The sequence below is a fragment of the Shewanella sp. SM55 genome (assembly GCF_025654025.1).
Taxonomy (GTDB): domain Bacteria; phylum Pseudomonadota; class Gammaproteobacteria; order Enterobacterales; family Shewanellaceae; genus Shewanella; species Shewanella oncorhynchi.
This window is the reverse complement of sequence record NZ_JAKKRS010000012.1, coordinates 93761-118272: the sequence shown is the minus strand read 5'-3', so window position 1 is coordinate 118272 and position 24512 is coordinate 93761. Positions and strand designations below refer to the sequence as shown.

Genomic DNA, 24512 nt, shown 5'->3' with positions numbered 1-24512 from the left:
TCATGTCATTTCTCGGTAAATTAAGCTTAGATGCGATTCCGTATCACGAGCCCATCATCATGGTGACCCTAGCGGTCGTCGCAGTGGTAGGTTTGTATATCGCAGCCTTGATCACTAAACACAAAAAATGGAGTGTACTCTGGAATAATTGGTTAACCTCAGTTGACCATAAACGCCTCGGTATCATGTACATAGTGTTGGCTTTGGTGATGCTCATTCGTGGCTTCTCCGATGCCATTATGATGCGTACCCAGCAAGCACTCGCCACCAACGGCGCAGCAGGTTATCTGCCGCCTGAACATTACGACCAGATCTTCACCGCCCACGGCGTGATCATGATTATCTTTATGGCGATGCCATTTATGATAGGTCTAATGAACTTAGTCGTGCCGCTGCAGATTGGCGCACGCGACGTTGCCTTCCCCTTCTTGAATAACCTCAGTTTCTGGCTGACCGCCTCTGGCGCTGTGCTGATTAATATTTCATTGGGTTTAGGTGAATTTGCTAAAACAGGTTGGGTGGCGTATCCCCCCCTCTCAGAACTGGCTTACAGTCCGGGGGTTGGGGTCGATTACTATATCTGGGCACTGCAGATTTCGGGCATAGGGACGACCTTAACCGGGGTGAACTTTATCGCCACCGTACTGAAGATGCGTGCCCCCGACATGAAGCTGATGCAAATGCCAATCTTCACTTGGACTTGTACTTGGGCGAACATTTTGATCGTCGCCTCATTCCCAATATTAACCGCCGTGTTAGCCATGTTAACGCTCGACCGTTATATGGATTTCCACTTTTTCACCAATGACGGTGGCGGTAACGCCATGATGTATATCAACCTATTTTGGGCGTGGGGACATCCTGAAGTTTACATCCTGATTTTGCCTGCTTTTGGTATTTTCTCCGAGGTGATCTCAACCTTCACGGCTAAGCGTTTGTTCGGTTACACCTCTATGGTGTGGGCGAGCGGTGCGATTTCAATTTTAGGTTTCATCGTTTGGTTACACCACTTCTTCACTATGGGCTCAAGTGCCAATGTCAACGCTTTCTTCGGGGTGATGACTATGGTGATTGCGGTTCCAACCGGGGTAAAACTGTTTAACTGGTTGTTCACTATCTACCGTGGCCGCCTACGGTTAACGGTACCTGTGTTGTGGACGCTAGGCTTTATGGTGACTTTCACCATAGGCGGTATGACAGGTGTGTTATTAGCCTTACCGGGAGCCGATTACGTTCTACATAACAGTTTGTTTTTAATCGCGCATTTCCATAACACTATTATTGGTGGTGCGGTATTTGGTTACTTAGCAGGCTTTGCTTACTGGTTCCCGAAAGCGACAGGTTTCCACTTGAATGAGCGTTTAGGTAAAGCGTCATTCTGGTGCTGGCAAATCGGTTTCTACGTGGCCTTTATGCCGCTGTACGTATTAGGCTTTATGGGTATGACGCGCCGAATTAGCCATACGGATAACCCAGCATGGAACCTGTGGATCTACTTAGCCGCTGTGGGTGCTTGCATCATCATGGTCGGTATCATTCTGCAGTTTATCCAACTGTACGTGAGTATCCGTGACCGCGACCAAAACCGCGATACTGCGGGCGATCCATGGAATGGCCATACGTTAGAGTGGTCAACCGCTTCACCACCCCAGTGCTATAACTTCGCTAAGCTGCCACAGGTTGCTGATATCGATGCCTTTACCGATGCGAAAGAAAAAGGCTTGGCTTATCAAGGCCTCAAACACTATCAGCCAATCCATATGCCGAAAAATACCTCAAGCGGTATCTTAATGGCGCTGGGGATCACTGCCGCAGGTTTTGCCGCTATTTGGCACATTCTCTGGTTAGCCATTGTGGGCTTAGTGGGCGCGTTTATCGTGTTCTTATTCCGTGCCTATAACAATGACGTCGACTATTACGTGCAACCCGATGAAGTGGCTCGCATTGAAAATGCCCACTTAAACAATGTAGTAAGGGGCTGATATGAGTATTGCAATACCAGCAGATTTAGAAGTAGCTCACGCAGAAGATCACCACGAACACCATGACACCAGTGGCAACACTCTGTTTGGTTTTTGGATTTACCTGATGACCGACTGCATTTTGTTTGCTTCGGTTTTCGCAACCTATGCTGTGCTCTACATGAACACGGACGGTGGCGTTTCGGGTAAAGACATTTTCGAATTGGACTTTGTGCTGATTGAAACTGCCGCCCTGCTCGTTAGTAGTATTACCTATGGCATGGCGCTGATTTTTGCTAAGCGCCACAACAAAGCCGCGACCTTGGCTTGGTTACTCGTCACCTTCGCCCTCGGTTGTGTGTTTATCGGGATGGAAGTCTATGAATTCCATCACCTGATTGAACATGGCAATGGCCCGCAGCGCAGCGCTTTCCTGTCGTCCTTCTTCACCCTTGTCGGTATGCACGGTTTGCACGTGACCGCAGGTCTGATTTGGATGGCGATCATGATGATTGAAGTGGCGAAAACCGGTTTAGGTCATCGCAGCATCACCCGCCTGAGCTGCTTAAGCCTGTTCTGGCATTTCCTCGACATAGTGTGGATTTGTGTATTCACGGTCGTGTATTTATTGGGAGCACTGTAATGAGCGCACATAGTCATACTGATAAGCATAGCCATGGCACTGACAGTCTGGCCGCGAGCATTAAGTCATATCTAATGGGCTTTGTGCTGTCAGTGGTATTAACCGCCATTCCGTTTTGGGCCGTAATGACCCATCACTTCGAGAAAGCGACCACCCTTAGCTTAGTGCTAGTGATGGCGATAGTGCAGATAGTGGTACATCTTAAGTACTTCTTGCACTTAGATTTCTCGAAAGAAGGCAAAGTAAATACCTTCTCCTTCCTGTTTACCGCCCTGATTATTGTCATGGTCGTCGGCCTGTCGGTGTGGATCATACTCGAAGCCAACGCTTTGATGATGTAACGAGAAACAGTCTATGCAAACACAAGACAGATTTATGTCACCGCAATGGAAAGCACGCTTCAAAGGGTATGTGCAGGTGACTAAGCCTGGCATCATTTTCGGGAATCTGATTTCCGTTGCTGGCGGTTTTTTATTAGCCGCCAAAGGCGACGTAAATCTGATCTTGATGCTGGCGAGCTTAGTGGGATTGTCCTTGGTTGTAGCCTCGGGCTGCGCTGTTAATAACTGTATTGACCGTGATATCGACGCCAAGATGCAGCGAACCTGCAAACGCGTAACCGTCACGGGCGAAATTGCCGTGGGTAACGTACTCGCGTTTGGACTCGCCTTAGGTGTGTTGGGCTTTAGCATCTTAGCCTTGTTTACCAATGCATTAGCCCTGCTATTTGCCGTTATTGGTTACATCGTTTATGTGGGGGTTTATAGCCTCTACATGAAACGTAACTCAGTGTATGGCACTTTAGTTGGCAGCTTCTCGGGCGCAGTACCGCCCGTGGTTGGCTATTGCAGTGTGACAGGGCAAATGGACATGGGCGCGGCTATTTTGCTGTTGATGTTCAGTCTATGGCAGATGCCACATTCCTACGCCATCGCAATTTTCCGTTTTAATGACTATGCGGCCGCTAATATTCCTGTGCTACCGGTTGCAGAAGGCATGACCAAGGCAAAACTGCATATCGTGCTGTATATTGCTGTGTTCGCCTTAGTCAGTGCGCTGTTGCCACTCGCGGGTTACACAGGTATCGCCTTTATGGCGGTCACCTGCGCAACCAGCCTGTGGTGGCTTGCCATGGCATTAAAAGGTTATCGCCACGGCGTCGACATGCACCGCTGGGCTCGCCAAGTGTTTGGTTTTTCAATCATCACTATTACGGCGCTCAGTGTGACTATGGCGCTCGACTTCCAAGTCGTGAGTCAGGCGCCACTGCTCACCTTAGTGAAGTAAATCCTAAGCTTTCAGCTAGTTGTCTAGTCCTGAAATAAGTTGATAATACAAAAGCGCTAACCTAGATTAGCGCTTTTTTTCTCCCTTAAAACAGCCCCTGATGTATCACTTCTAAGTGAACATCATTCGCCACCACATGCCTGGCAGGCTAGTAAAGCCAGTCGTGTAGTGTTTTAACTCGCCATCTTTAAAGATCATAATGGTTGGCGTCGCCTGCAATGACCAATCACGGGCAATCTTGCTGTCACTATCGTTAATAGTGTCAAAGCCATAATCCTGATGCTGAAGATATTTTCTCAGTTTCTCATCCTCCCCCGAATTCATGGCAACCGTCACCACGGGGTAATAGGCCGACATTTGATTGACCGCCGGGCTGACAAAATTACACACAGGGCACCAAGTGCCCCAGAAGTACACCAATACCGCCTGATCTTGGCTGAGCGTGGCAATATCAAGCATCTCCCCAGCCAACGTCGTCCCTTGGAGCTGCGGCAAATTATCCCGCGGAATATCTTTGCCGCGCCAGATGTCCATCACGCTGGTCACGATAATGACAATGAGCAGCAAAAGTGCCAGCTGCTTAATCCAGCCCAATATGCGTTTAGGTAAAGATATCGAAACTTGTTCGGCGCTCATATTTTCAGTTTCCTTTGGCGGCATCTTAACTGCCCTTCTGCGTCTTATCTTTAGCGGCAATCGCGGCTTCAAGCTGCTCTTTTAACACTTCGTAAGGCACTAATCCGGGAATAAGCGTATCGGCCACTATCATACTTGGCGTGCCACCTATGCCTAACTCATTCATTAATTTCACATTATCATCGACCATTTTAGCGACGCGCTCATCTGTGTTGCCGACCCAGCGCTCGGTTGCCGTCAGTTTAGCGACCTTAGCGATGGCGGCGGCATCGAGTCCACGCGGGCTCGACATCAACATATCCTTCACCTTGAGATACTTTTCAGGCTCGTTTAACCAAACCGTTTGGGCAAAATCGACCGCCATTTTGGAGCCTTCGCCCTGCAGCGGCACCATTTTGACTATGATTTTTAACTGCGGAAATTCTTCAATCAGCTGGTTCAGCGAAGGCTCGATTTTCTTGCAGTATGGGCAGTTAAAATCGGTGAAGTACACCATCTCAATCTCAGGTGTCGCAGAGCCCTTCCACGGATCGCTTTTAGTCTCATACATGGCTTTATGATGGGTCACTAGGCTCGTTTGCATGGCGGTATTGGCACCCTCTTGCTCCCTTGCTTGCCACGCAATAATTGCTTCTCTCATTAGGTCAGGATCATTGATCAAGGCATCTTTAAGAATCGCTCGCACCTCTTGCTGCTGGGCCGCCGATAAACTGCTGTCCTTGGCATAGGCCATGGTGCTCACCGAAGGCAAGGAAACCACCAGCATGGCCATGGCGACACCCGAGACAGCAAACATCTGTAACTTACGATGTTTGAATAAAGAGCTAAATTTCGACATTTGGGCGCCTCCAATGGCTTGAGTTTTCTGCATTGATTCAGTGTTGTTTTGTACTTCAATCTTCTGTTTCATAATCGATTTCCATTGTCTTAGGTCAGAGTTATCCCTGACCTAAGTATTTGTTGAGTGCCACTCGACTCGCTATTGAATGAGACTCGCCAGTGATATTGCCGAATGACATGTCCGAGTGAATAGCTGTTCGTTCGCGTTATTCCCCTGCCGCTACGGATGACTTTTCAGGGGATGCTGAGGCCTGCTCAATCGCAGCGAGCACAAGGTCAGTCGATAGAATTTCAGGTAATTCAATCCCCTGCGGTGCACCCGGTCCGTAAACCACGTTGAATGGCACCCCGAAACGATTATGGCTTTGCAGGTAGTGAGTTATGGGCTCAGAAGGCGTGGTCCAATCGCCCTTCATCGGCACAATATGCTGCTGTTGCAACAGGCTATAGACTGGATCTTGCAAGATCACGCCAACTTTATTGGCCTTACAAGTAATGCACCAATCGGCAATCACATCGACAAACACAGTTTTGCCTTGGGCGACCTGCTGATTAATCAATGCTTGATCCAATGGCGTCCAAGCAAGATCCGTAGGTAAAGGTTTAGCCCACTGGTTCGCCGTCATAAATGCGATAATCGCCGACAGTAAAATGCCGATACCTAAGCAGCTCACAATGGCAATCGCGCCATATTTTTTAGCCATAAACACCATAAATATCAGTGTAATAATGCCAGCTAATGGCCACAGGTAGATTGTATCAATGAAGCTGGACAACAGGCTAATGAGCCACAAACTGGTGAGTAGTAACATGCCGGAGAAAAACACTTTGACTGTGTTCATCCAGCGACCGGGTTTAGGGAAATAACCCGCCACTTGCGGAAATGCCGCCACAATCAACCAAGGGAACGCCATACCCACGGCCAACGCGGTAAAGATGGCAAACAAGCTCAGTACATCGGCGCCCAAAGCGAAGGCGACCGGAGTACCCAAAAATGGTGCACTACAGGGCGTCGCCAGTAGCGTCGCAAACATGCCCTGTAAAAAGTGGCCGCTGTTATTATTGCCGCCCGTCGTCGCCAACTTAGTTTGCACGTTAGAGGGTAAGTTAATCTCAAACACACCTAACATATTGAAGGCAAACACTGTGGTCACCAGCGCCATAAAGCCGATAAACCAAGGGTTTTGGAACTGCACCCCCCAACCAATCGCCTGCCCCGTGAGCTTAAGCATTAAGATAAAGCCAGCGAGTAACCAGAATGAGGCCAATATCCCCAGCGCTGATGCGATGAACTGTTGGCGGATTTGATTACGCTTAAGATCAGGTGCTGCAACCACTGAACTGAGCTTCATGCCAAGCACTGGTAACACGCAGGGCATGACGTTTAAGATCAAACCACCGATAAGCGCTAACAAAATCATGCCAAATATCGAGGTACTTGCTTGGGTAATCACCACAGGCTTAACTTCGGCGCTGTATTCCAACGCCCGCTCGCTATCGGCGACAGTCATGTTCAGCGATTTGCCCAAAACTTCAGGCTCGCCCAGCCAACTTTTACCGCTAAAAATACCGACCAATTGCTTGCCGTTAACATCGCTTTCACTCGGTTTTAAGCTCACTAGCTTAAATGTGGTATCTGGCTCACCATCGATAATCACGGTTGGACTCTGCCAGTTGGCATCATTGAGTCTGATTTCAAGTTGACCTTTGGCGGCATCCCAACCCATTGTCATGGCAGGATTTTGGCCATCTTGGGTCAACACTTTTTGTGGCACAAGCGACACAGCTTTGTTGTAGGCCAACATGGCATCGGTATCCGCTTGCAGCGCATTAGGCGTGAAGTCGAGACTAATCTGATAATCCGTCAGTACACAGATAGTGGTACAGGTCGACAAGGTCACTTTGCCGCGCAGCTGAGTTGGCGCAGCGATATCATCAACTTTTAGGGTTAATGGAAAGGTGGTATTACCTTTATAACCAAAGGTTTGTAACCCCAATAATGAGAATTCCTCTGGCGTAGGCCATCTCCAATCCACTTGCTGTAGATTGTGTGAGCCATCCCATTTTATCGTCGGTGCGATACCGCCTTCCCCAGGACTGCGCCAATAGGTTTTCCAATCGCCCTCAAGTTGTACTTCAAGCACAGCAGGCAAAGTATTCGTTGCAGGATCAACCTCCCCCGTTAGCATAAAACGTACTTTGGCTGGAGGGTGATTATCATTAACCAACCACCCCGTCGATGCGGCCATTAGCGACGGACTCGTCACTATCAAGGCGAGTATCCAGAATCTGGTTAACATGGATTTTAATGTACTCATTTTGTCCCCCCAATATGCACTAACTGTTTGTTATTAAATTGCATATTAATCTCTTCGATATATCGTCAGCATTTGCCATTGCAATACTTAAGCGCTGTTAGACCAAGCTAAGTTAAACAAGACTCTGTGATGCTGCGTGCATGCTTACCTTGCTTCTAGGCCATATAAATATTGGCTAACGCTATGTTCTGGTTACCAATATCGTTATGGCTTAAGAAACATCAGCGTGATAGAAGGCTTAAGTTCAAGCAGTCAGATAGGGAGGTGTGATGTGTAAAATTGGATGTTCTGCAGCCGCTTAACTTTCTTTTCTACCGGCAAACTGGCGAGAAAAGTCAAATATTGACTGAGAGAAAGCATGCCTAAACAAACCCACCTATCAAATTGATAAATAAGTTTTTATTCTTGAAAGCGACAATGTGTGAGATGTATTCGCCTAGGTTTAGCTTGATAACCTTGTATGGGTAACAGTGTTATCACGCGGGAGGCGCGGGGAAGTAACGGCAGTAGGAACAGCAGGATAAGAAATGGGATGGTACTCGGAGTGTCGATACAGGTTCGGATCGATTTCTCAGACAATTCACATTTTTTAGGTTCACTTTTGACCAGCTCAGTACCCGCCGCTTGAGCATCGGCATGGCTAGCCATATTGTTTGAAGCTGAACTGCTGTTTAAAGCAGAACTTGAGTTTAAAGCTGAGTTGGCGCTAAAACCAGCACCAGAAAAAGACGTAGCCGACATCGCTTGCGCGCTCGACTCCTTGAGCAACAAGTTAAGTATTCCACTATTTTGAGTCAAACAGAACAAGGTCAGAATGGTAAACACCATCACGCCCCATAGGTTGCCTGTTTGCTTAGTCGATAACTTAGAAATTTGGATTTCCCTTCGTCTTATTCTTTGATAATAAAGATAAAAAATGAGTGTCTTTCAACAGATAGCTGAAGATAAGACCGGCGGATTGTAACAATAGTTCATCAACAAGCAAATTATTTTGCCTTGCCTGAGTCAAGCCATAGTCCACCATTTCAATAAAACCGCGCTTTGCTGACGGATAATTTGAGTAACAACGACCTAAGTTATTACCATCATACTCAACAAGTTTTTATGCTCTAACATATTGATTCTACATAACTAGCCACAACTTAAGCAAAGCCCGCCAGAGTGACTCTTGTGCAGGCTTATTAATGATTGGAATCAAACTTTTTGCCTAAAAGATAAATACAGGCAAAACTTATGCAGAAAACCCACCATCAATCATCAAACTCGCCCCTGTGATATAGCCCGCTTCTGGGCCCGCAATAAAGGCGACAAAGCTGGCGATCTCTTCGGCTTTACCATAACGCCCTAGGGCGCCCATCGCCTTAACGGGCTCGGATGAATCACCATTATCAGGGTTCATATCGGTATCCACAGGTCCAGGCTGAATATTGTTCACCGTAATAGCTCGTGGGCCTAAATCCCGCGCGAGTCCTTTAGCCAAACCGACTAAGGCCGATTTACTCATGCCGTAAATCGCACCACCTACAAACGGAATACGCTCAGCGTTTGTGCTACCGATATTGATGATGCGGCCGCCGTCATTCATATGCAGCGCGGCTTCTTGACTGGCCACAAACACACTGCGCACATTAGTATTAACAGTTCGCTCCCAGTCTTCTAGCGTCAGATTTTCAATGCTATCCCAAATCAGCGTACCCGCATTATTAACCACTATATCTAAGCCACCGAAATGCGCTTTGGTCTCGCGGATGGCACGACGGATCGCCTCAGGCTCTGTACTGTCGGCCTTAATGGCAATGGCTTGACCGCCATGAGTGATAACTTCGTCCACCAGCAATTGCGACTGCGCCTCAGATGAAACATAGGTAAAGGCAACTGCGGCGCCGTCACTCGCCAATCTTTTAACAATGGCGGCACCGATACCACGACTACCACCTTGTACAAAAGCCACTTTACCTTGCAAATTATTCGACGATTTCATAGTTTGCTCACTCAATAGGAGGTTAAGGTTGATTGTATAGAAAAACCTTTTTAATCAATTACAAAATGACGTTCGCTTGTACGTTAACGCTCATTTTCATACTGTGGTAGTAGCTTACGCGATTCACTTACCATGATTAAGTCACTAAAATGACCCTCACTAAGTCCTATAAGGAATTAATTGCCGTGATAAATAATCAATTTGTTGAGATACGCCATTTCGTCACAGTTGCCCAGCTAGGCAGTTTTACCTTAGCGGCGCAGGCGTTAGGCATGACTGGTTCGGCGCTCAGTAAAAGCATAGTGCGATTAGAAACCCGCTTAGGCACTAAGCTGCTGCACCGCACCACACGGCGTGTGAGCTTAACCAATGATGGCGATTCATACCTCACAGATTGCCAAAATGCCATGGCAATCCTAGACAATGCACAGAGCCGACTCGGCAGCGAACAGCAAATTCCCTCTGGTCGAGTGCGAGTGGATTTACCCGTGACATTTGGGCGGCGATATATACTGCCAACCCTATTATCACTATCGCAAAAATATCCCAAGCTCGAGTTATCTATTACCTTCAACGATAGAGCGACTGACTTGTTCAGTGACGGCATTGATTTGGCGGTGCGTGTCGGACAACTCGGCGACACTGTGGATTTAGTCGCCCGTAGATTAGGAGAACAACGCCGAGTGATCTGCGCATCTCCCGCCTATTTCGCTCGACTTGGCACGCCACAAGGCAAAGAAGATCTCAGCCAGCACCAATGCATTGTCGGCTGGCCGCTTGGGCAGCAACATCGCTGGTTACTTAAAAATGAGGATGGGGTCACTGAGGCCTATGACATTCCAGTACGCCACGAAATAGCTGATTGCGAAGCCATTTTAGCGGCCACACTGGCGGGAGTGGGTTTAGCGCAAGTGCCGATATGGTTAGTTGAGGACTATCTTAAAACTGGTGAACTTATCTCAGTACTAGACGAACTCGCCAGTGACGACACACCCATCCACTTAATTTGGCTTAAAACTCCTTACCTCCAACCCAAGCTACGAGTGATCATCGAAGAACTGGTCGACTTAGCGAAAGCGCCCAAAAGCAGATTTAAGGCAGGATAAGTAAAAGACCTCGACTGAGCGCGACCTTTGACTTTGGGACTAACGGTTACTTGCTTTGATGTACGGATTGGTCATAGAGAGTGATCGCTTTGCTGAGCGCGTCAAAATCCGCCGAACACAAATACCGCTTTAAACTTTCAAACTTTTCGGCAGGCCAATCGTAGATTTTTAACGCCAGTAACTCAGTAATGACGTCTTTATCAAACCGATACTTGATTAATTTCGCGGGTGATCCCGCCACAATACTGTAGGGTTCGATATTTTGGGTGACAACACTATTTGCGGCAACAACCGCACCTTCACCTATCGTCACCCCTGGCATCAACATACATCTCATGCCTAACCAAGCCCCATCATCAATATGAGTATCACCTTTGCCTACGTAGGCATCCTCGATGAAATCCATAAAGGGGTATAAACAAAACCAATCTGCTCTATGCGTATGATTTCCGCCCATTAAGATCACAACTTCGGCAGCGATACACACATAATTACCGATATAAAGTTTATCGATAGACCACTTAGGTTCCCACTCACGGCTCACTTCATCGCCATGAAGATATCTCACCGCTGCTCCCTCAAAGCCAGCATCCCAGCAATCACTGTAATAGCTATGCTGACCTTTGACTATGATATTGGGATTGGTGACCACCTCGTGCAATAACTGAACTTTTGACCAATGCTTGTTCCGCATTGCAAATCCTCTTTATAAACAAAATAGTTAATACGAAACATAATGTTATGAGAAGTTTCACATTAGAATAGTCAGTGAATACGCGGCTGTTTTAGCAGAGGAATGAGTTTCATATAAAAATCACAAGTGAGTATAAAAAAGAAAATAGCCCATAAAACTGAAAAATCGACATGAGCTAAGCCGTTGTCACTGAAAGCATACAATGTTCGCGATGAGAAAAATTTTCGCTATTTCATCGCAGCTTTTACATAGACATCAAAACGGTTTTTCTTAGTTTCGATAACTGTATTTGGCTTAACCCCATCCAAATCTTCGGCATAGTCTGGGCGCTTAACGACGACACGTTTAGTTGCTAAGGCTAAAGCTGGGGCGAGTAAGCCATCGGCATCTAAATCGGCACCGACTAAGGATTGGAATACACGCATTTCTTTTTTAACAAGGGCCGATTTATCACGGTGGGGGTACATAGGATCGAGGTAAACCACATCCACCTCTTGTGCCAATTTCGATAGTGCTTCTAGGCTAGATCCATGAAACAGGCGCATCCGCTCACGCATCCAATCGCCAATTTCAGCATCTTGATAGGCGCGGCGCAGGCCGTCTTCAAGCAATGCCGCAACCACAGGATGACGCTCTACCATAGTCACTGTACAACCAAGGCTTGCGAGCACAAACGCATCACGCCCTAAACCCGCAGTGCCATCAACCACACTTGGTGTTACCCCTTGCTTCAATCCCACCGCTTTAGCGATAGATTGGCCGCGACCACCACCAAACTTACGTCTATGGGCGACGGCGCCAGTCACAAAATCCACCACTATGCCATCGAGCTTAGGCTCATCGCGTTTATGCAGTGATAAAGTATCTGATTCAAAACGCAATTCGAAGGTCGCATTCGCATCGTAGACGAGTTGCCAACGTGCACAAATATCCACAAGTGTTGGGTATTGCTGATTGAAAAAAATCGGGGTCACAGGCTGTCTTCTAACCAACGAAAATGATGGCCATTATGCCTAAAAATCTTGTTTATGAATATGCTAGTAAGCAAAACACATCACCAAGCTCATCACTGTATTAGCCAATTTGTCTCAGTGCGCCCTTAATAATTCAAACAAGTATCACACTGTAATATACTGATTTATAAAGGCGGCAATCTATTTGTATAACAGTTTAGTGATTTATGTTATATGTTACGTCCCCAGCCAACCTGCGTGACTTCCGTACGGGATAAGGACTTTTTTTGCTTCAATGGCTAAAAGGTTTTTTGTTTATCAGGGAGCAAGATTTTTTAAATCCTGACAAAACGATATTAAAAACCAGCTTATTGCGGATTATTCTGCTCAGTGGCGCCATCTTGACCACTAGCATAGTGCTGCATAGCTCTTTAATTGCGTATGAGTTAAACCTCACTTTCATTATCAGCATTACGGTCAGTTTTTTAACCGTACTATTCCTGTCTTTATGGTTTACGCGCAAATATTTACTCGTCAGCTCTATCAGCCTGCTGGCTATGGTTATTGCAGCCTGTTTATCTATGCTGTTGTTTATCCCTGACTTTAACTTATCGCAGGTAGGTATTACTTTCTTATATACCTTGCCCTTGATGGCGCTTTTCCTGTTTGGCAGAAAAGTCGCTTTTATTATGATGTGTTTCAACGTATTGCCTTTTTTACTGCTACTGCGTAACCAAAACCTGCCTCCCATTATCGATATTGATATCAGCCTACCTGCGACCCACGCTTATCTAAACGGTTTGCTGTTTATGTTTTTTAATATCTGCATCCCGTTGTCGGCGATGCGCCTGCTAAAAACCCAGAAAATCCATGCACAGCAAATGATCCAGCATCAAAATGCACTGCAACATACATTAGATCAATATGCTGAAATCTTTGAAAATAATGGTACAGCCTCCTTCTTCTGCAATGAGGATGGAGTCATTCTCAACCTGAATAATGCCGCGAGGGAAATCGCTGGAGAAGTCACACTAAACAGCACTCGCCTATGTGACATTTTTGAACTTACCGAAGATACCAGCACGAATTTACTGGCGGCCTCGTTTCCGACCCATTTAAAGAACAATAACAGCACTAAATATCTGCTGCAAAAAGCCTCATTACAGCACCATGATACTTTGTTGTTTCACTGCCACGATGTCACAGAACAGGCAAACCATGCGATTGAACTGAGTCGACTTAAAAAGCACCACATCAGCACGCATTTCTATGATTTAGTGACAGGATTACCCAACGAAAATCACTGGTATAACCCAGCGCCAAGCTTGATCCATCAGGAAATGACCGTAGCCTTAATCAAAATTGATAATCTTAGCCAAATTAATGCTGCTTTCGGTATCAGCGTCGGAGATGCCATCCTAAAAGCCTTTGCTATTGAACTCAAAAATCGCTTTGGTCATATCGCAAAAATATACCGATTTAGAGGAGCATCGTTTGCACTCGAGTTTACTAGCCTGCCGCTTATCTCCCCTGAAAACCTAGCGCTACAATTACGCGAGCGTATTCCAACAAACCTACAACTTAAGCAAGAACAACAGACTGAATATCATCTCGAGTGCAGAGTCGGTTGCAGCTCAGGTAATAAAGCCTCACCGCAGCAAGCCGCAGAGCAATGTTTAATTGCCATAAAACAAACCACCCAAGCTAGCCCAGTGATGGTGTATTACATTGGTTTGATTAACAATCTTCTCGAAGCTTCATCGCAAAAAGCCAGAATCCGTGACGCGCTGAAACACAACCGCCTTGAAATGTGGCTGCAACCTAAAGTGATGGCCAATGGCCACATTACTAGCTTTGAAGCGCTAGCCAGAATGTTTGACGAAGACGGCACTATGATCATGCCGAATACTTTTATCCCCATCATAGAGTCATCTCAATTGCAGGCGATTTTTGCGATAAAAGTTTTCAGGCAATTACTACAACTGATCCGTTCTTGGCCTAAAAATGTGCCTCTGGTTAGGATTGCCTTTAATTTATCTGGGCAAGATATTCTGTCGGATCGCTTCTTTAAAGTGTTGATCCAAACCTATATGAATCATCCTGAACTCATCCCATTGTTGGAAATTGAAATTACTGAAACCTCTGTATTTTCAACCCATAAAGAAACAGGCCGACGCCTAAACACCTTAGCTCGCATGGGGGTTTCTATCGCTATTGACGATTTTGGCACTGGCCATGCATCATTAAGCCAGCTCATTGATATCAGTGCCGACACGATTAAAATCGACCGTTACTTTGTCAGTCAAATGGGCATTAGTGAACGCCATACCCAAATTGTTAACGCCGCCATCCTGTTAGCCAAGAGCTTAAAACTCAACGTCATTGCCGAAGGTATCGAAACCGAAGCCCAGTTATTGCAACTCACTGCGCTAGGATGCGAACAATTTCAAGGTTATTTATTCGGTAAACCCGCACCTGCGAATCTCTGGCTGAAAACCTTTCAAATGCAAACCCCCACACATTGGTTTGCCAATAAAAAGAGCGCCAACTGAGGCATTAAATTTACGCCTAGAACCATCGCAGGTATAATTGCCGACTGGCATTTGCCTCTCTTTGCTATGTTTGCAAATTACTAGGATTACCCCATGTTAAGTTACCGCCATGGTTATCACGCTGGCAATTATGCCGATGTGTTGAAACACGCCATCTTGCTACAAACCTTGCAGCTGATGCACAAAAAAGACAAACCACTCGTGTATATCGATACCCACGCAGGTGCGGGTGGTTATGCTTTAAGCGATGAATTTGCACAGAAAACAGGTGAATACCTCGAAGGTGTAGCTAAGCTTTGGGATAAAACTGACTTACCACAATCGCTGCAGGACTATGTCGCCGCCGTGCGCCATTTTAATGAAGAAAATCCAGACGAACTCAACTTCTACCCAGGTTCACCCGCCATTATCGACATGGAGCTAGGGCCTAAAGATCGCATGGTCTTGCACGAGCTGCACAGCACTGATTACGTGTTATTGGATGATTATTTCTGCGAAGACAGACAAGTTAAAGTGATCAAAGGTGATGGCCTAAAAGGCCTTATCGCCGCAGTACCACCATTAGAGCGTCGTGCTCTGGTGCTAGTCGATCCTAGCTACGAGATGAAAACCGACTACCAAGATGTGGCCGAAACCCTGATAAAAGCACACAAACGTTTTGCGACGGGTGTGTTTATCCTGTGGTATCCAGTCGTAAATCGCGCTCAGACCGAAGGTATGTTATCGCGCCTCGCCAACAGTGGCATTAAACGTCAGCTGAGAATTGAACAAGCCATTAAGCCCGATTCAGATGAATTTGGCATGACTGCGGCAGGATTATGGATCATCAATCCACCTTGGCAGTTAGACGAAATCGCAACTGAATTAATGGATTACTTAGGTAAAACACTTGGACAAGTGGACGGTAACATTACTGTAAAATGGGAAGTCGGCGAGTAACCTTCGACTCAAATGGCGGCGATGATCTCCGGATTTTCGCCACTTCATTTTAGCTTATCAATGCGGCAACTAAACGTCCTTCTGCTCGCGGTAACGCTTCAATAAAATTTTCACACGCTCAACATAGGCTTGGGTTTCAGGATAGGGCGGAATGCCATTGTACTGAACCACGGTCGTCGGCCCCGCATTGTAAGCCGCACAGGCCAATGCGACATCACCATTAAACTGTTTTAGCATCTGCGCCAGATACTTACTGCCACCTAAGATATTTTCTTCGGGTAAAAACGCATTTGCTACCCCCATTTCTTTCGCCGTTTCTGGCATTAATTGCATCAATCCCATAGCGCCAGTACGCGACAATGCACGCGCATTAAAGGCTGATTCCGCGTGGATCACCGCGCGGATTAAGGCGGGATCAAGTTGATGCTTATGGGCGGCATGGGAGATCAGGGCATCATAATTAGCGGTAAATAGCCGAATACCATTCCAATCTATGGTCGAATCGGGACGACAGGCAAAACAGTCATATAACAAAATTTGATACTGGTTATTTGCGGGGGCTTTGTCGGTAAATACGGTGACACCATTAGCTTGTTGGTATTGATAAATTTTGAGTTTTTCTAAACCTTCACGACTCACTATGCCGCTCTGTGAGTACCGCGCCACAATACGCGGCTTAGCTTTTTCGCGCGCCTCCTCAGCATTTGCATTTATCATCAAACTCGATATCAATAATAAGCACAGGCCTAGCCCCTCAAATCTGCAGGGCAATGAAAAGGCTGCAAAAGTCGGTGTACGAGCAAGCGCTGAGCGAGTAAGCAACATCAAAGTCCCGTGTACTGATTAAGTTTAAGTACTTCAATAATAGCAAAGAGTTGCTTCATTTCTCGGTTTATCTGACTAAATTCTACTGAAAAGGTCGCGCCATGAAAAATGGACTGCATTTGAAAATGCGTTCTGCGATTCGGTAGGAACAAAGTTAGTTTATTGCGGAAAAATGCACATTGAATATTGCCATCGAAATGTTTGGCAAGCTCCTGTAAGCGCTCCATAAATGCCGTATTGAGCAAATAGCGTGACTCGATTTGATCCGTTGAAAACACGTCGAACTCTTTTTCAAATTGCGGATCTTCAAGTTTGACTCGTACCAGTCCCGCATGGCTGTCGGACAGGAAATTGGCTAAACCACCGCGATCCCTCAGCACAACAGTATGACCCATAAACGCTTTATGACTACTCAGCTCAACCACTAAGCCACGAAACTGGGTTTCCGTGCGGGTCACAGTTCTGCGCCTATTCGTACCGACATCCAGCTCTTCGACTTGCACATTCTTGGTCAGGGTAAGCTCATTGACCGTCAACTCAACGCCCTTATAGTAGCCTTGTATATAGTCACCGAAGCTGACTTTGTCGTATCGCGGTAATACTTTAGCCGCAACGAGTCGATTCATGTCGAGGCGCATTTCGCGGCTATAAATAAAATCATCGCCGAAATATTTAAACATCAGCGGATAAATATCATTTTGAACCAAATGCTTAAACTCACGAGTCGGAGCAAAGCTCCACCAGCTTAATCCGACTAAGGCAAGCAATGGCAAAGGCGGGAAATAAGCGCCACCGCTGTAGTAGCCAATAACGGTGAGCAAGCTCAGCCCAAGCACTATCATCAAACTCAAATACAAACGTTTACGCGCCGCCTTAAGGCAAGCCACACGCTTAGTTTCATATTTGCGACTGATTGGAGCGATATATTCTTCGTAATAGGCTTCGAGTTGAGGTAGTTCGTCCAAATCCGCAGACAAACCAACAGGCCCCCGATAAGTCCGAATCGGGCTACCTAAAATAAAAGTGATGATATTCATATTGATGTCATAGTATTGCAGGGTAATAACTCACCCTGCACTGCTAAGCTTACAAGTATTCGGCCGCATCTACGGGCGCTTTTGCCGCTTCGCTTACCTCATAGAATGGCATCACTTTAATACTCGCCATAGAAGCGATAATCGAGCCGGGGAAGATTTCTACCGCAGTATTAAGCTCGGAAACTGCCGAGTTGTAAAAACGCCTCGCAGCTGAGATATGCGCTTCGACCTCGTTATAGGTCTGCATCGCCTGCAACATAGTGTTGTCGGACTTGAGCTCAGGATAGTTCTCCACATTCACCATCAAGGTACTCATTTTGTCGTTCAACCGCTCAGCCTGAACTAAATGTTCTTTAACTGCGCTAGGGTCGGCCTTGTTGTAATTATGGCTTAGCAGAGTCCGCAATTCGGTGATTTCAGTGAGCAGTGACTTTTCATGCTCCATAAATCGTTTAGCAATTTTTAGAATATTAGGCACAAGGTCGGCACGCTTGGTCAGCTGTACATCGATACCCGACAAGGCTTCGAGCGCGGTATTGCGCTTTTTGACTAGGCTGACGTACCAAAGATAGGTCACGATAAAAATCAGCGTTAATCCCAATAACAATTTTTCCATCTTCCATCCTTAGGTTTCTTATTCTTGTTAATAGGATACAGCTAACCATAAATGAGTGAAAATTTCACCTGCAGGCTGATTAAGACAATGAAATTACTCGCTGGTCAGAGCTGGCGATGTTATCTAACGAGCAATCATCAACGAAACTGGCCATATTCAACGATGAAAAGTGATCATCTGCATAAAAAACAGCATTTAACCTATAAATTTATCAATATTCAGCTCCGATACAGCAAACAAGGTCTATAGTGATATGGCACAACATTAGAGCATCCAATTTTGCTCGTGAATACTGGACTCCTCGAGAGTCCATTTTTTTATCCTAATTTTAGCCCTGCTCACTTCAACACAGTCAATAGCAACATTTAAGTTTCAATTAAAACTTAACAATCATACTTTGCCGCTAATTTTTTAACTTTTACCTTAGCTTTCACTCCGAGTCTTGCACCTAGAGTTATCCCCTCAGCCACGTCATCCACAATCGGCCGTCGGCAATGTCTCGAGTCTGTTATAGGGTCCAAATATTGCGCTGCGTAAAGGTCGACATAAAGGAAGGACGATGAGTTTTAATTCCGGCGATATTCCTCCAAAAAAAGCTTCTGAACCCAATCCACAACAGGGCGATATCAGCTCTAGTGGTTGGTTTGTACGTTTTCTCAATATTGTTGAACGCTTAGGCAATCTGCTGCCCCATCCAATCACCTTATTCGCACTGTTCTGTGTTGCAGTGGTCATTATTTCAGGTATTGCGGGCTACTTTGGGTTAACCGTGGTTGATCCTAGACCTATTGGCTCACACGGCCGCAGTGCCGACGGTTTAATCCATGTGGTGAGCCTGATGAACGCCGAAGGTTTGCGGATGATAGTCTCGCATCTAGTGACCAACTTTACTGGCTTTACACCGCTCGGCACTGTACTCGTGGCGCTACTCGGCGTCGGGATTGCCGAACGCTCAGGCTTATTATCTGCGGCTATGCGCGCCTTAGTCATGGGTGCCTCTAAACGATTAGTCACTGTGACCATAGTATTTGCCGGCATTATGTCCAACACCGCTGCCGAGCTTGGCTATGTGGTACTTATCCCTATGGCGGCGATGATTTTCCACTCCCTTGGCCGCCATCCACTTGCAGGTTTAGCTGCCGCTTTTGCCGGGGTTTCAGGAGGTTATAGCGCTAACTTATTGCTTGGTACTGTCGATCCCTTGCTATCGGGCATTACCGAAGCTGCCGCGCGCATGATAGATCCTCAATACAACGTCGGCCCAGAAGTAAACTGGTACTTCATGTTTGTCTCCACCTTTGTGATCACTTTCCTTGGCGCCTTTGTCACAGAGAAAATCGTCGAACCTAAGTTAGCTCAATACCAAGATGATGATGCAGACGAAACCGTACTGCAATCGATGGAGAGCATCAGTGCTATTGAGAAACGCGGCTTAAAATGGGCTGGGTTATCTATGTTAGTGCTCGCGGTTATTTTAGCGATTTCAGTCGTACCAGAAGGCGCACCGCTGCGCCATCCTGAAACCGGTCTCATCTCAGGTTCACCATTCCTCAAGGGCATAGTCGCCTTTATCTTTATCTGTTTTGCCATACCGGGCTTTATTTACGGCAAAGTCGTGGGCAGCATCAAAAATGATAAAGATGTCATCAATGCCATGTCCCACAGCATGAGCACTATGGGCATGTATATCGTCCTCGTCTTCTTCGCCGCACAGTTTGTCGCCTTCTTCAACTGGAGTAATTTAGGCGCAGTATTGGCGGTGTTAGGTGCCGATGCTCTGCAATCCATTGGCTTGACGGGCCCGATCGTATTTTTGTTCTTTATTATGCTCTGCGGCATTATCAACTTGATGCTTGGCAGCGCCTCGGCCCAGTGGGCCATTACCGCTCCTATTTTTGTGCCTATGCTCATGTTGGTTGGTTATGCGCCCGAAACGATTCAAGCGGCGTACCGTATTGGAGATTCGGTGACTAACTTAATCACACCTATGATGAGCTACTTTGGTTTGATCTTAGCGGTTGCCTGTCGTTATCAGAAAAACCTAGGGATAGGTACGCTGATCGCCACTATGCTGCCGTACTCGCTCGTGTTTTTCGTGGGTTGGACAGCGTTCTTCTTCCTGTGGGTATTTGGCTTTGGTCTGCCCGTTGGGCCGGGAGCCGCGACTTACTACACGCCTTAACCGCAATAAAAAGGGCGTCGATGATGAAGTCGACGCCCTTTCTTTATTCAATAGCTTTAGTCGTATAGCCATTCCATTAACAGACTGCAGATCATCAAAAAAATACCTAGATTAAACACATAGGTCTGTAGGGTAGATTTTAATGTCGAGTCCTCAGCTTGCGATACTATCTGGCTCACTGACATAAAAAATAATTGAGGGGCTAACCCCATTCCTACAAATAACACTGCAGCACCGACACAGCGAGTTAACTCTGGTAGTACAAGCTCCTGCAAGTAAAATGCATAAACGCCATAGGCCAAAAATGCCAGCGCTATGCCATGACATACCATTCCCACGATAAGTTGCTTAGTGGCAAGATTACCCCACGAAAACACCATGTCACCCCTACACTCAGCTTAACCAGAACTATTGATACTATTGGGCGCGCAGTTTATCTCGCTTACAATTAATCTGCACCCACACAAACCAACCAAATAAAATACCGCCAATGGGATAAATATAGAGCGCTCTTTGCAGTTCCGCCCAGAATGGATCGCCCGAGGTATTAAAGCGACCACGAGGGACGTCAGCATACCCCAGAAAAATACGCCAAAGACCAAAATGACGTACATCTTACCCTTAGCAATGAGTGCATCTAGTTTTTGCCATTCCAACGCAGCATCATCCATGTTTCGTCCTCTTAACTGCCTAAGCGCAATATGCCAGAACTCGCGCACAGTGCCTATCCATCTTTATAACTAACAGCATTAAAATAACAAAAAGCCCTGCAATTGCAGGGCTTTAGTTTAGAAACGATCGAGCTTATTCAGCTGAGTTTGGCTTCTGTTCTTTACCTTTCTTCTCGCGCTTACTGAAGAGACGCTCCACTATCACGAAGAATAATGGTACGAAGAAGATCCCTAGGAAAGTCGAGCTCATCATACCGCCGAGTACACCTGTACCAATGGCGTTTTGACTACCAGAGCCGACACCGGTACTGATAGCTAACGGCACAACACCCAGACCAAAGGCTAGAGACGTCATTAAGATGGGGCGAAGACGCACACGCACCGCATGTAAGGTCGCCTCAACTAAGCCTGAACCTTTCTCATAGAACTCTTTAGCGAATTCCACAATCAAGATGGCGTTCTTAGTCGCTAACCCTACTGTGGTTAACAGCCCCACTTGGAAGAACACGTCGTTTGGCAAGCCGCGACCATTCATTGCAATCAAGGCACCGATGATCCCGAGCGGAACCACGAGCACAACTGCAAAGGGTACCGACCAGCTTTCATAGAGTGCTGCCAATACTAAGAAGACCACTAAGATCGACAGAGCATACAGCGCTGGCGCTTGGTTACCCGATAGACGTTCTTCATACGATAGACCGTTCCACGCGACACCAAAACCAGGAGGAAGCTGCTTGGCTAAGTCTTCCATAATTGTCATAGCTGCACCGGTACTGAAACCAGGAGCCGTGGCACCTTGAATGTTCATCGATGGTAAGCCGTTAAAGCGTTCTAAACGTGGAGAACCGTATTCCCATGCACCAGTGGCAAACGCAGAGAATGGCACCATGTCACCCTTGTTATTGCGCACGTACCAAGAATCTAAATCTCCCGGTTGCATACGATACTGGGCATCACCTTGCACATATACTTTCTTCACGCGGCCGCGGTCAATAAAGTCATTCACATAAGAACCACCCCAAGCCGTTGCAAGCACATTGTTCACATTAGTGATTTCAATGCCTAACGCGCTCAACTTAGCGTGATCTACATGTAATTGATAAATTGGCGCATCTTCTTGACCGTTTGGACGCACACCCACCAGATTTGGATTCTGTGCCGCCATACCAAGCAGTTGATTACGTGCCGCCACTAACTTCTCGTGGCCTTGGCCGTTCTTATCCTGCAGGTACATGTCGAAACCGTTCGCCGTCCCCAACTCGATTACCGCAGGCGGTACGAAGGCAAATACTAAGGCATCTTTCATCTGACCGAACACACCCATAGCGCGACCAGCAATAGACTTCACGTCCATACCAGGCGCTTCACGCTCAGACCAATCCTTCAAACCAACGAAGGCGATACCCATGTTTTGCCCTTGACCCGCAAAACTGAAGCCCGCCACGCTAAACACCGACCTCACGCCCTCCTCAGCCATAAAGTGATCAGACACTTTCTCCAATACTTTTAAGGTGCTTTCTTGAGTTGAGTTAGTCGGCAAAATGGCTTGCGTGAACAAAATACCTTGGTCTTCATCTGGTAAGAACGCCGTAGGCATACGGATAAAGATCCAACCCACTGCAATAACCAGCACAACGTAAATCGCCATCACTCTAAAGCCGCGCTTGATGATCCCAGCAACGCTCGACTCATAACGATTAGTCAGTTTATCGAAACTACGGTTAAACCAACCAAAGAAGCCAGTTTCGATATGAGCATGGCCCTTCTTAATCGGTTTGAGCATAGTCGCACAAAGTGCAGGTGTTAAAATCAAAGCAACTAGAACAGACAACGCCATCGCAGATACGATAGTGATAGAGAACTGACGATAAATAACCCCCGTTGAACCTGACATAAATGCCATAGGGACAAACACTGCGGAGAGGGTCAGACCGATACCGACTAAAGCACCGGTAATTTGATCCATCGACTTACGCGTCGCTTCCAGTGGACTTAAGCCCTCCTCGGCCATTACCCGCTCGACGTTTTCCACCACCACAATCGCATCGTCCACCAGCAAACCAATGGCGAGCACCATAGCAAACATGGTTAAAGTGTTAATCGAGAAACCCGCTAACGACAGAATCGCAAAGGTTCCCAGCAATACCACAGGTACTGCAATAGTCGGGATCAAAGTTGCGCGGAAATTTTGCAAGAAGAGGTACATGATGATGAACACTAGTACAATAGCTTCAAGCAGGGTATGCACTACACCTTCTATCGATTTTTCAACGAAAGGCGTTGTATCGTAAGGATAAACAACTTCTAGCCCTTGCGGGAAGAAAGGTTTCATCTCAGCAATTTTTTCACGAACAGCTTCAGCAGTATCAAGCGCGTTAGCACCCGTTGCCAGCTTAATCGCTAACCCTGTCGCAGGTTGACCGTTATACAGTGACACCACAGCATAACTTTCAGAACCTAATTCAACCCGTGCCACATCACTTAGGAAGACGTTTGCGCCTGAAATATCCGATTTAAGGATAATTTTGCGGAACTCTTCCGCCGTTTGTAAACGGCTTTGAGCCGATACCGTTGCGTTCAACTCTTGGCCTGCCACAGAGGGCGCGCCACCTAACTGTCCAGCTGAAACTTGAGCGTTTTGAGAACGAATCGCTGCGATAACGTCTAAACTGGTCAAGTTGTATTGAGTCAATTTCAACGGATCAAGCCATATACGCATCGCATATTGGGCACCAAACAGCTGAATTTCACCTACGCCCGGTACGCGACTCATAGGATCTTGAATGTTCGCACCAACATAATCGGCGATATCGCCTTTATCTAACGAACCATCGGTCGATACGAAGCCTAATACCATTAAGAAGCCAGAACTCGACTTGTTAACGTTAACCCCTTGCGCCTGCACTTCTTGCGGTAACAGGGTCATAGCGCCCTGCAACTTGTTCTGTACTTGAACCTGTGCAATATCCGGATCGGCTTCAGCGTTAAAGGTTAAAGTGATCTCAGCATTACCAAAACTGTCACTGGCTGAGGCGATATAACGAAGGTGATCGATACCCGTCATACGTTGCTCAATCACCTGAGTCACAGAATCTTCAACAATCTTAGCGGAAGCGCCAGGATAGTTAGCACTGATCACCACGGTCGGTGGTGCAATGTTAGGATATTGGGACACTGGCAGCGAGCGGATCGAAAGGATCCCCGCCAGCATAATAATCAAGGAGATCACCCACGCAAAGATGGGGCGATCAATAAAAAAACGTGCCATAGC

General features: G+C 46.6%; 20 protein-coding genes. 8 read left to right on the top strand and 12 right to left on the bottom strand.

What is annotated here, in order from left to right; all coding sequences use genetic code 11:
* Positions 1 to 2 precede the first annotated feature (2 nt).
* The 4 genes from cyoB to cyoE are packed head-to-tail and all read left to right on the top strand — an operon-like array spanning position 3 to position 3891.
* Entirely contained in the window at positions 3 to 1982 is a 1980-nt protein-coding gene (gene cyoB / locus L5L91_RS15380) for a cytochrome o ubiquinol oxidase subunit I (protein WP_263237052.1), read from the top strand.
* Position 1983: 1 nt separating this feature from the next.
* On the top strand, positions 1984 to 2604 hold the full coding sequence (gene cyoC, locus L5L91_RS15375; RefSeq protein WP_011787513.1) for a cytochrome o ubiquinol oxidase subunit III: 621 nt from the start codon (positions 1984 to 1986) through the stop codon (positions 2602 to 2604).
* Positions 2604 to 2945, top strand: a complete 342-nt coding sequence (gene cyoD / locus L5L91_RS15370) for a cytochrome o ubiquinol oxidase subunit IV (RefSeq protein WP_011920262.1) — start codon at positions 2604 to 2606, stop codon at positions 2943 to 2945. Before cyoC ends, cyoD begins: the two co-directional genes overlap by 1 nt.
* A 13-nt stretch (positions 2946 to 2958) precedes the next feature.
* The gene (gene cyoE / locus L5L91_RS15365) at positions 2959 to 3891 is read left to right on the top strand and encodes a heme o synthase (RefSeq protein WP_263237051.1); all 933 of its coding nucleotides are present in this window, start codon (positions 2959 to 2961) and stop codon (positions 3889 to 3891) included.
* 111 nt (positions 3892 to 4002) lie between these two features.
* Here cyoE and L5L91_RS15360 read toward each other — a convergent pair whose 3' ends face one another.
* The 5 genes from L5L91_RS15360 to L5L91_RS15340 all read right to left on the bottom strand — a co-directional run bounded on the left by L5L91_RS15360 (position 4003) and on the right by L5L91_RS15340 (position 9666).
* Positions 4003 to 4527, bottom strand: a complete 525-nt coding sequence (locus L5L91_RS15360) for a protein disulfide oxidoreductase (protein ID WP_012197815.1) — start codon at positions 4525 to 4527, stop codon at positions 4003 to 4005.
* A gap of 25 nt (positions 4528 to 4552) precedes the next feature.
* Positions 4553 to 5437 (bottom strand): thioredoxin domain-containing protein, encoded by an 885-nt coding sequence (locus L5L91_RS15355; RefSeq protein ID WP_263237050.1) that lies wholly within the window; start codon positions 5435 to 5437, stop codon positions 4553 to 4555.
* A 136-nt stretch (positions 5438 to 5573) separates the two neighbouring features.
* Positions 5574 to 7685 carry a protein-disulfide reductase DsbD family protein gene (locus L5L91_RS15350; RefSeq protein ID WP_263237049.1) on the bottom strand — a complete coding sequence of 704 codons (2112 nt, stop codon included), beginning with the start codon at positions 7683 to 7685 and terminating at the stop codon, positions 5574 to 5576.
* A gap of 399 nt (positions 7686 to 8084) precedes the next feature.
* The gene (locus tag L5L91_RS15345; protein ID WP_173248345.1) at positions 8085 to 8513 is read right to left on the bottom strand and encodes a hypothetical protein; all 429 of its coding nucleotides are present in this window, start codon (positions 8511 to 8513) and stop codon (positions 8085 to 8087) included.
* Between the two features lie 403 nt (positions 8514 to 8916).
* Complete coding sequence (locus L5L91_RS15340; RefSeq protein ID WP_263176904.1) at positions 8917 to 9666, bottom strand: 3-oxoacyl-ACP reductase family protein; 750 nt, start codon at positions 9664 to 9666, stop codon at positions 8917 to 8919.
* A gap of 185 nt (positions 9667 to 9851) precedes the next feature.
* Between L5L91_RS15340 and L5L91_RS15335 the strand changes: the two genes are divergently transcribed.
* Positions 9852 to 10772, top strand: coding sequence for a LysR family transcriptional regulator (locus tag L5L91_RS15335; protein ID WP_263176905.1), 921 nt, complete (start codon positions 9852 to 9854; stop codon positions 10770 to 10772).
* 46 nt (positions 10773 to 10818) lie between these two features.
* On the opposite strand, the gene L5L91_RS15330 is transcribed toward L5L91_RS15335, so the two are convergent.
* On the bottom strand, positions 10819 to 11466 hold the full coding sequence (locus tag L5L91_RS15330) for a CatB-related O-acetyltransferase (RefSeq protein ID WP_263185094.1): 648 nt from the start codon (positions 11464 to 11466) through the stop codon (positions 10819 to 10821).
* Between the two features lie 227 nt (positions 11467 to 11693).
* Positions 11694 to 12440 (bottom strand): class I SAM-dependent methyltransferase, encoded by a 747-nt coding sequence (locus tag L5L91_RS15325; protein ID WP_107949945.1) that lies wholly within the window; start codon positions 12438 to 12440, stop codon positions 11694 to 11696.
* A 266-nt stretch (positions 12441 to 12706) separates the two neighbouring features.
* Between L5L91_RS15325 and L5L91_RS15320 the strand changes: the two genes are divergently transcribed.
* Entirely contained in the window at positions 12707 to 14971 is a 2265-nt protein-coding gene (locus L5L91_RS15320) for a GGDEF domain-containing phosphodiesterase (RefSeq protein ID WP_105250693.1), read from the top strand.
* A gap of 93 nt (positions 14972 to 15064) precedes the next feature.
* Positions 15065 to 15910: a 23S rRNA (adenine(2030)-N(6))-methyltransferase RlmJ gene (locus L5L91_RS15315; protein WP_173497834.1), complete on the top strand. Its 846-nt coding sequence runs from the start codon at positions 15065 to 15067 to the stop codon at positions 15908 to 15910.
* Between the two features lie 69 nt (positions 15911 to 15979).
* Here L5L91_RS15315 and L5L91_RS15310 read toward each other — a convergent pair whose 3' ends face one another.
* Genes L5L91_RS15310 through L5L91_RS15300 form a run of 3 tightly spaced genes read right to left on the bottom strand, consistent with a single transcriptional unit; the run spans position 15980 to position 18388 of the window.
* Positions 15980 to 16735: a lytic transglycosylase domain-containing protein gene (locus tag L5L91_RS15310; RefSeq protein ID WP_263237048.1), complete on the bottom strand. Its 756-nt coding sequence runs from the start codon at positions 16733 to 16735 to the stop codon at positions 15980 to 15982.
* The gene (locus tag L5L91_RS15305; protein ID WP_263237047.1) at positions 16735 to 17772 is read right to left on the bottom strand and encodes a DUF3137 domain-containing protein; all 1038 of its coding nucleotides are present in this window, start codon (positions 17770 to 17772) and stop codon (positions 16735 to 16737) included. Before L5L91_RS15305 ends, L5L91_RS15310 begins: the two co-directional genes overlap by 1 nt.
* A 49-nt stretch (positions 17773 to 17821) precedes the next feature.
* Positions 17822 to 18388 carry a LemA family protein gene (locus L5L91_RS15300; RefSeq protein ID WP_105250697.1) on the bottom strand — a complete coding sequence of 189 codons (567 nt, stop codon included), beginning with the start codon at positions 18386 to 18388 and terminating at the stop codon, positions 17822 to 17824.
* Between the two features lie 559 nt (positions 18389 to 18947).
* Here L5L91_RS15300 and L5L91_RS15295 point away from each other — a divergent pair.
* Positions 18948 to 20570 carry an AbgT family transporter gene (locus L5L91_RS15295; protein WP_263237046.1) on the top strand — a complete coding sequence of 541 codons (1623 nt, stop codon included), beginning with the start codon at positions 18948 to 18950 and terminating at the stop codon, positions 20568 to 20570.
* A 56-nt stretch (positions 20571 to 20626) separates the two neighbouring features.
* Here L5L91_RS15295 and L5L91_RS15290 read toward each other — a convergent pair whose 3' ends face one another.
* Together L5L91_RS15290 and L5L91_RS15285 are read right to left on the bottom strand one after the other, a co-directional pair.
* The gene (locus L5L91_RS15290; RefSeq protein ID WP_131524445.1) at positions 20627 to 20950 is read right to left on the bottom strand and encodes a hypothetical protein; all 324 of its coding nucleotides are present in this window, start codon (positions 20948 to 20950) and stop codon (positions 20627 to 20629) included.
* Positions 20951 to 21374: 424 nt separating this feature from the next.
* Positions 21375 to 24509: an efflux RND transporter permease subunit gene (locus L5L91_RS15285; protein ID WP_105250702.1), complete on the bottom strand. Its 3135-nt coding sequence runs from the start codon at positions 24507 to 24509 to the stop codon at positions 21375 to 21377.
* Positions 24510 to 24512: the final 3 nt, after the last annotated feature.

Bases quoted from the DNA above. Each gene is read 5' to 3' on its own strand.
- L5L91_RS15355 (WP_263237050.1), bottom strand. From the start codon at position 5,437: ATGAAACAGAAGATTGAAGTACAAAACAACACTGAATCAATGCAGAAA.
- L5L91_RS15340 (WP_263176904.1), bottom strand. From the start codon at position 9,666: ATGAAATCGTCGAATAATTTGCAAGGTAAAGTGGCTTTTGTACAAGGT.
- L5L91_RS15295 (WP_263237046.1), top strand. From the start codon at position 18,948: ATGAGTTTTAATTCCGGCGATATTCCTCCAAAAAAAGCTTCTGAACCC.
- L5L91_RS15300 (WP_105250697.1), bottom strand. From the start codon at position 18,388: ATGGAAAAATTGTTATTGGGATTAACGCTGATTTTTATCGTGACCTAT.
- L5L91_RS15285 (WP_105250702.1), bottom strand. From the start codon at position 24,509: ATGGCACGTTTTTTTATTGATCGCCCCATCTTTGCGTGGGTGATCTCC.
- L5L91_RS15310 (WP_263237048.1), bottom strand. From the start codon at position 16,735: ATGTTGCTTACTCGCTCAGCGCTTGCTCGTACACCGACTTTTGCAGCC.
- L5L91_RS15290 (WP_131524445.1), bottom strand. From the start codon at position 20,950: ATGGTGTTTTCGTGGGGTAATCTTGCCACTAAGCAACTTATCGTGGGA.
- cyoB (WP_263237052.1), top strand. From the start codon at position 3: ATGTCATTTCTCGGTAAATTAAGCTTAGATGCGATTCCGTATCACGAG.
- L5L91_RS15330 (WP_263185094.1), bottom strand. From the start codon at position 11,466: ATGCGGAACAAGCATTGGTCAAAAGTTCAGTTATTGCACGAGGTGGTC.
- L5L91_RS15345 (WP_173248345.1), bottom strand. From the start codon at position 8,513: ATGGTGTTTACCATTCTGACCTTGTTCTGTTTGACTCAAAATAGTGGA.
- L5L91_RS15350 (WP_263237049.1), bottom strand. From the start codon at position 7,685: ATGAGTACATTAAAATCCATGTTAACCAGATTCTGGATACTCGCCTTG.
- L5L91_RS15360 (WP_012197815.1), bottom strand. From the start codon at position 4,527: ATGAGCGCCGAACAAGTTTCGATATCTTTACCTAAACGCATATTGGGC.
- L5L91_RS15305 (WP_263237047.1), bottom strand. From the start codon at position 17,772: ATGAATATCATCACTTTTATTTTAGGTAGCCCGATTCGGACTTATCGG.
- cyoD (WP_011920262.1), top strand. From the start codon at position 2,604: ATGAGCGCACATAGTCATACTGATAAGCATAGCCATGGCACTGACAGT.
- cyoC (WP_011787513.1), top strand. From the start codon at position 1,984: ATGAGTATTGCAATACCAGCAGATTTAGAAGTAGCTCACGCAGAAGAT.
- cyoE (WP_263237051.1), top strand. From the start codon at position 2,959: ATGCAAACACAAGACAGATTTATGTCACCGCAATGGAAAGCACGCTTC.
- L5L91_RS15315 (WP_173497834.1), top strand. From the start codon at position 15,065: ATGTTAAGTTACCGCCATGGTTATCACGCTGGCAATTATGCCGATGTG.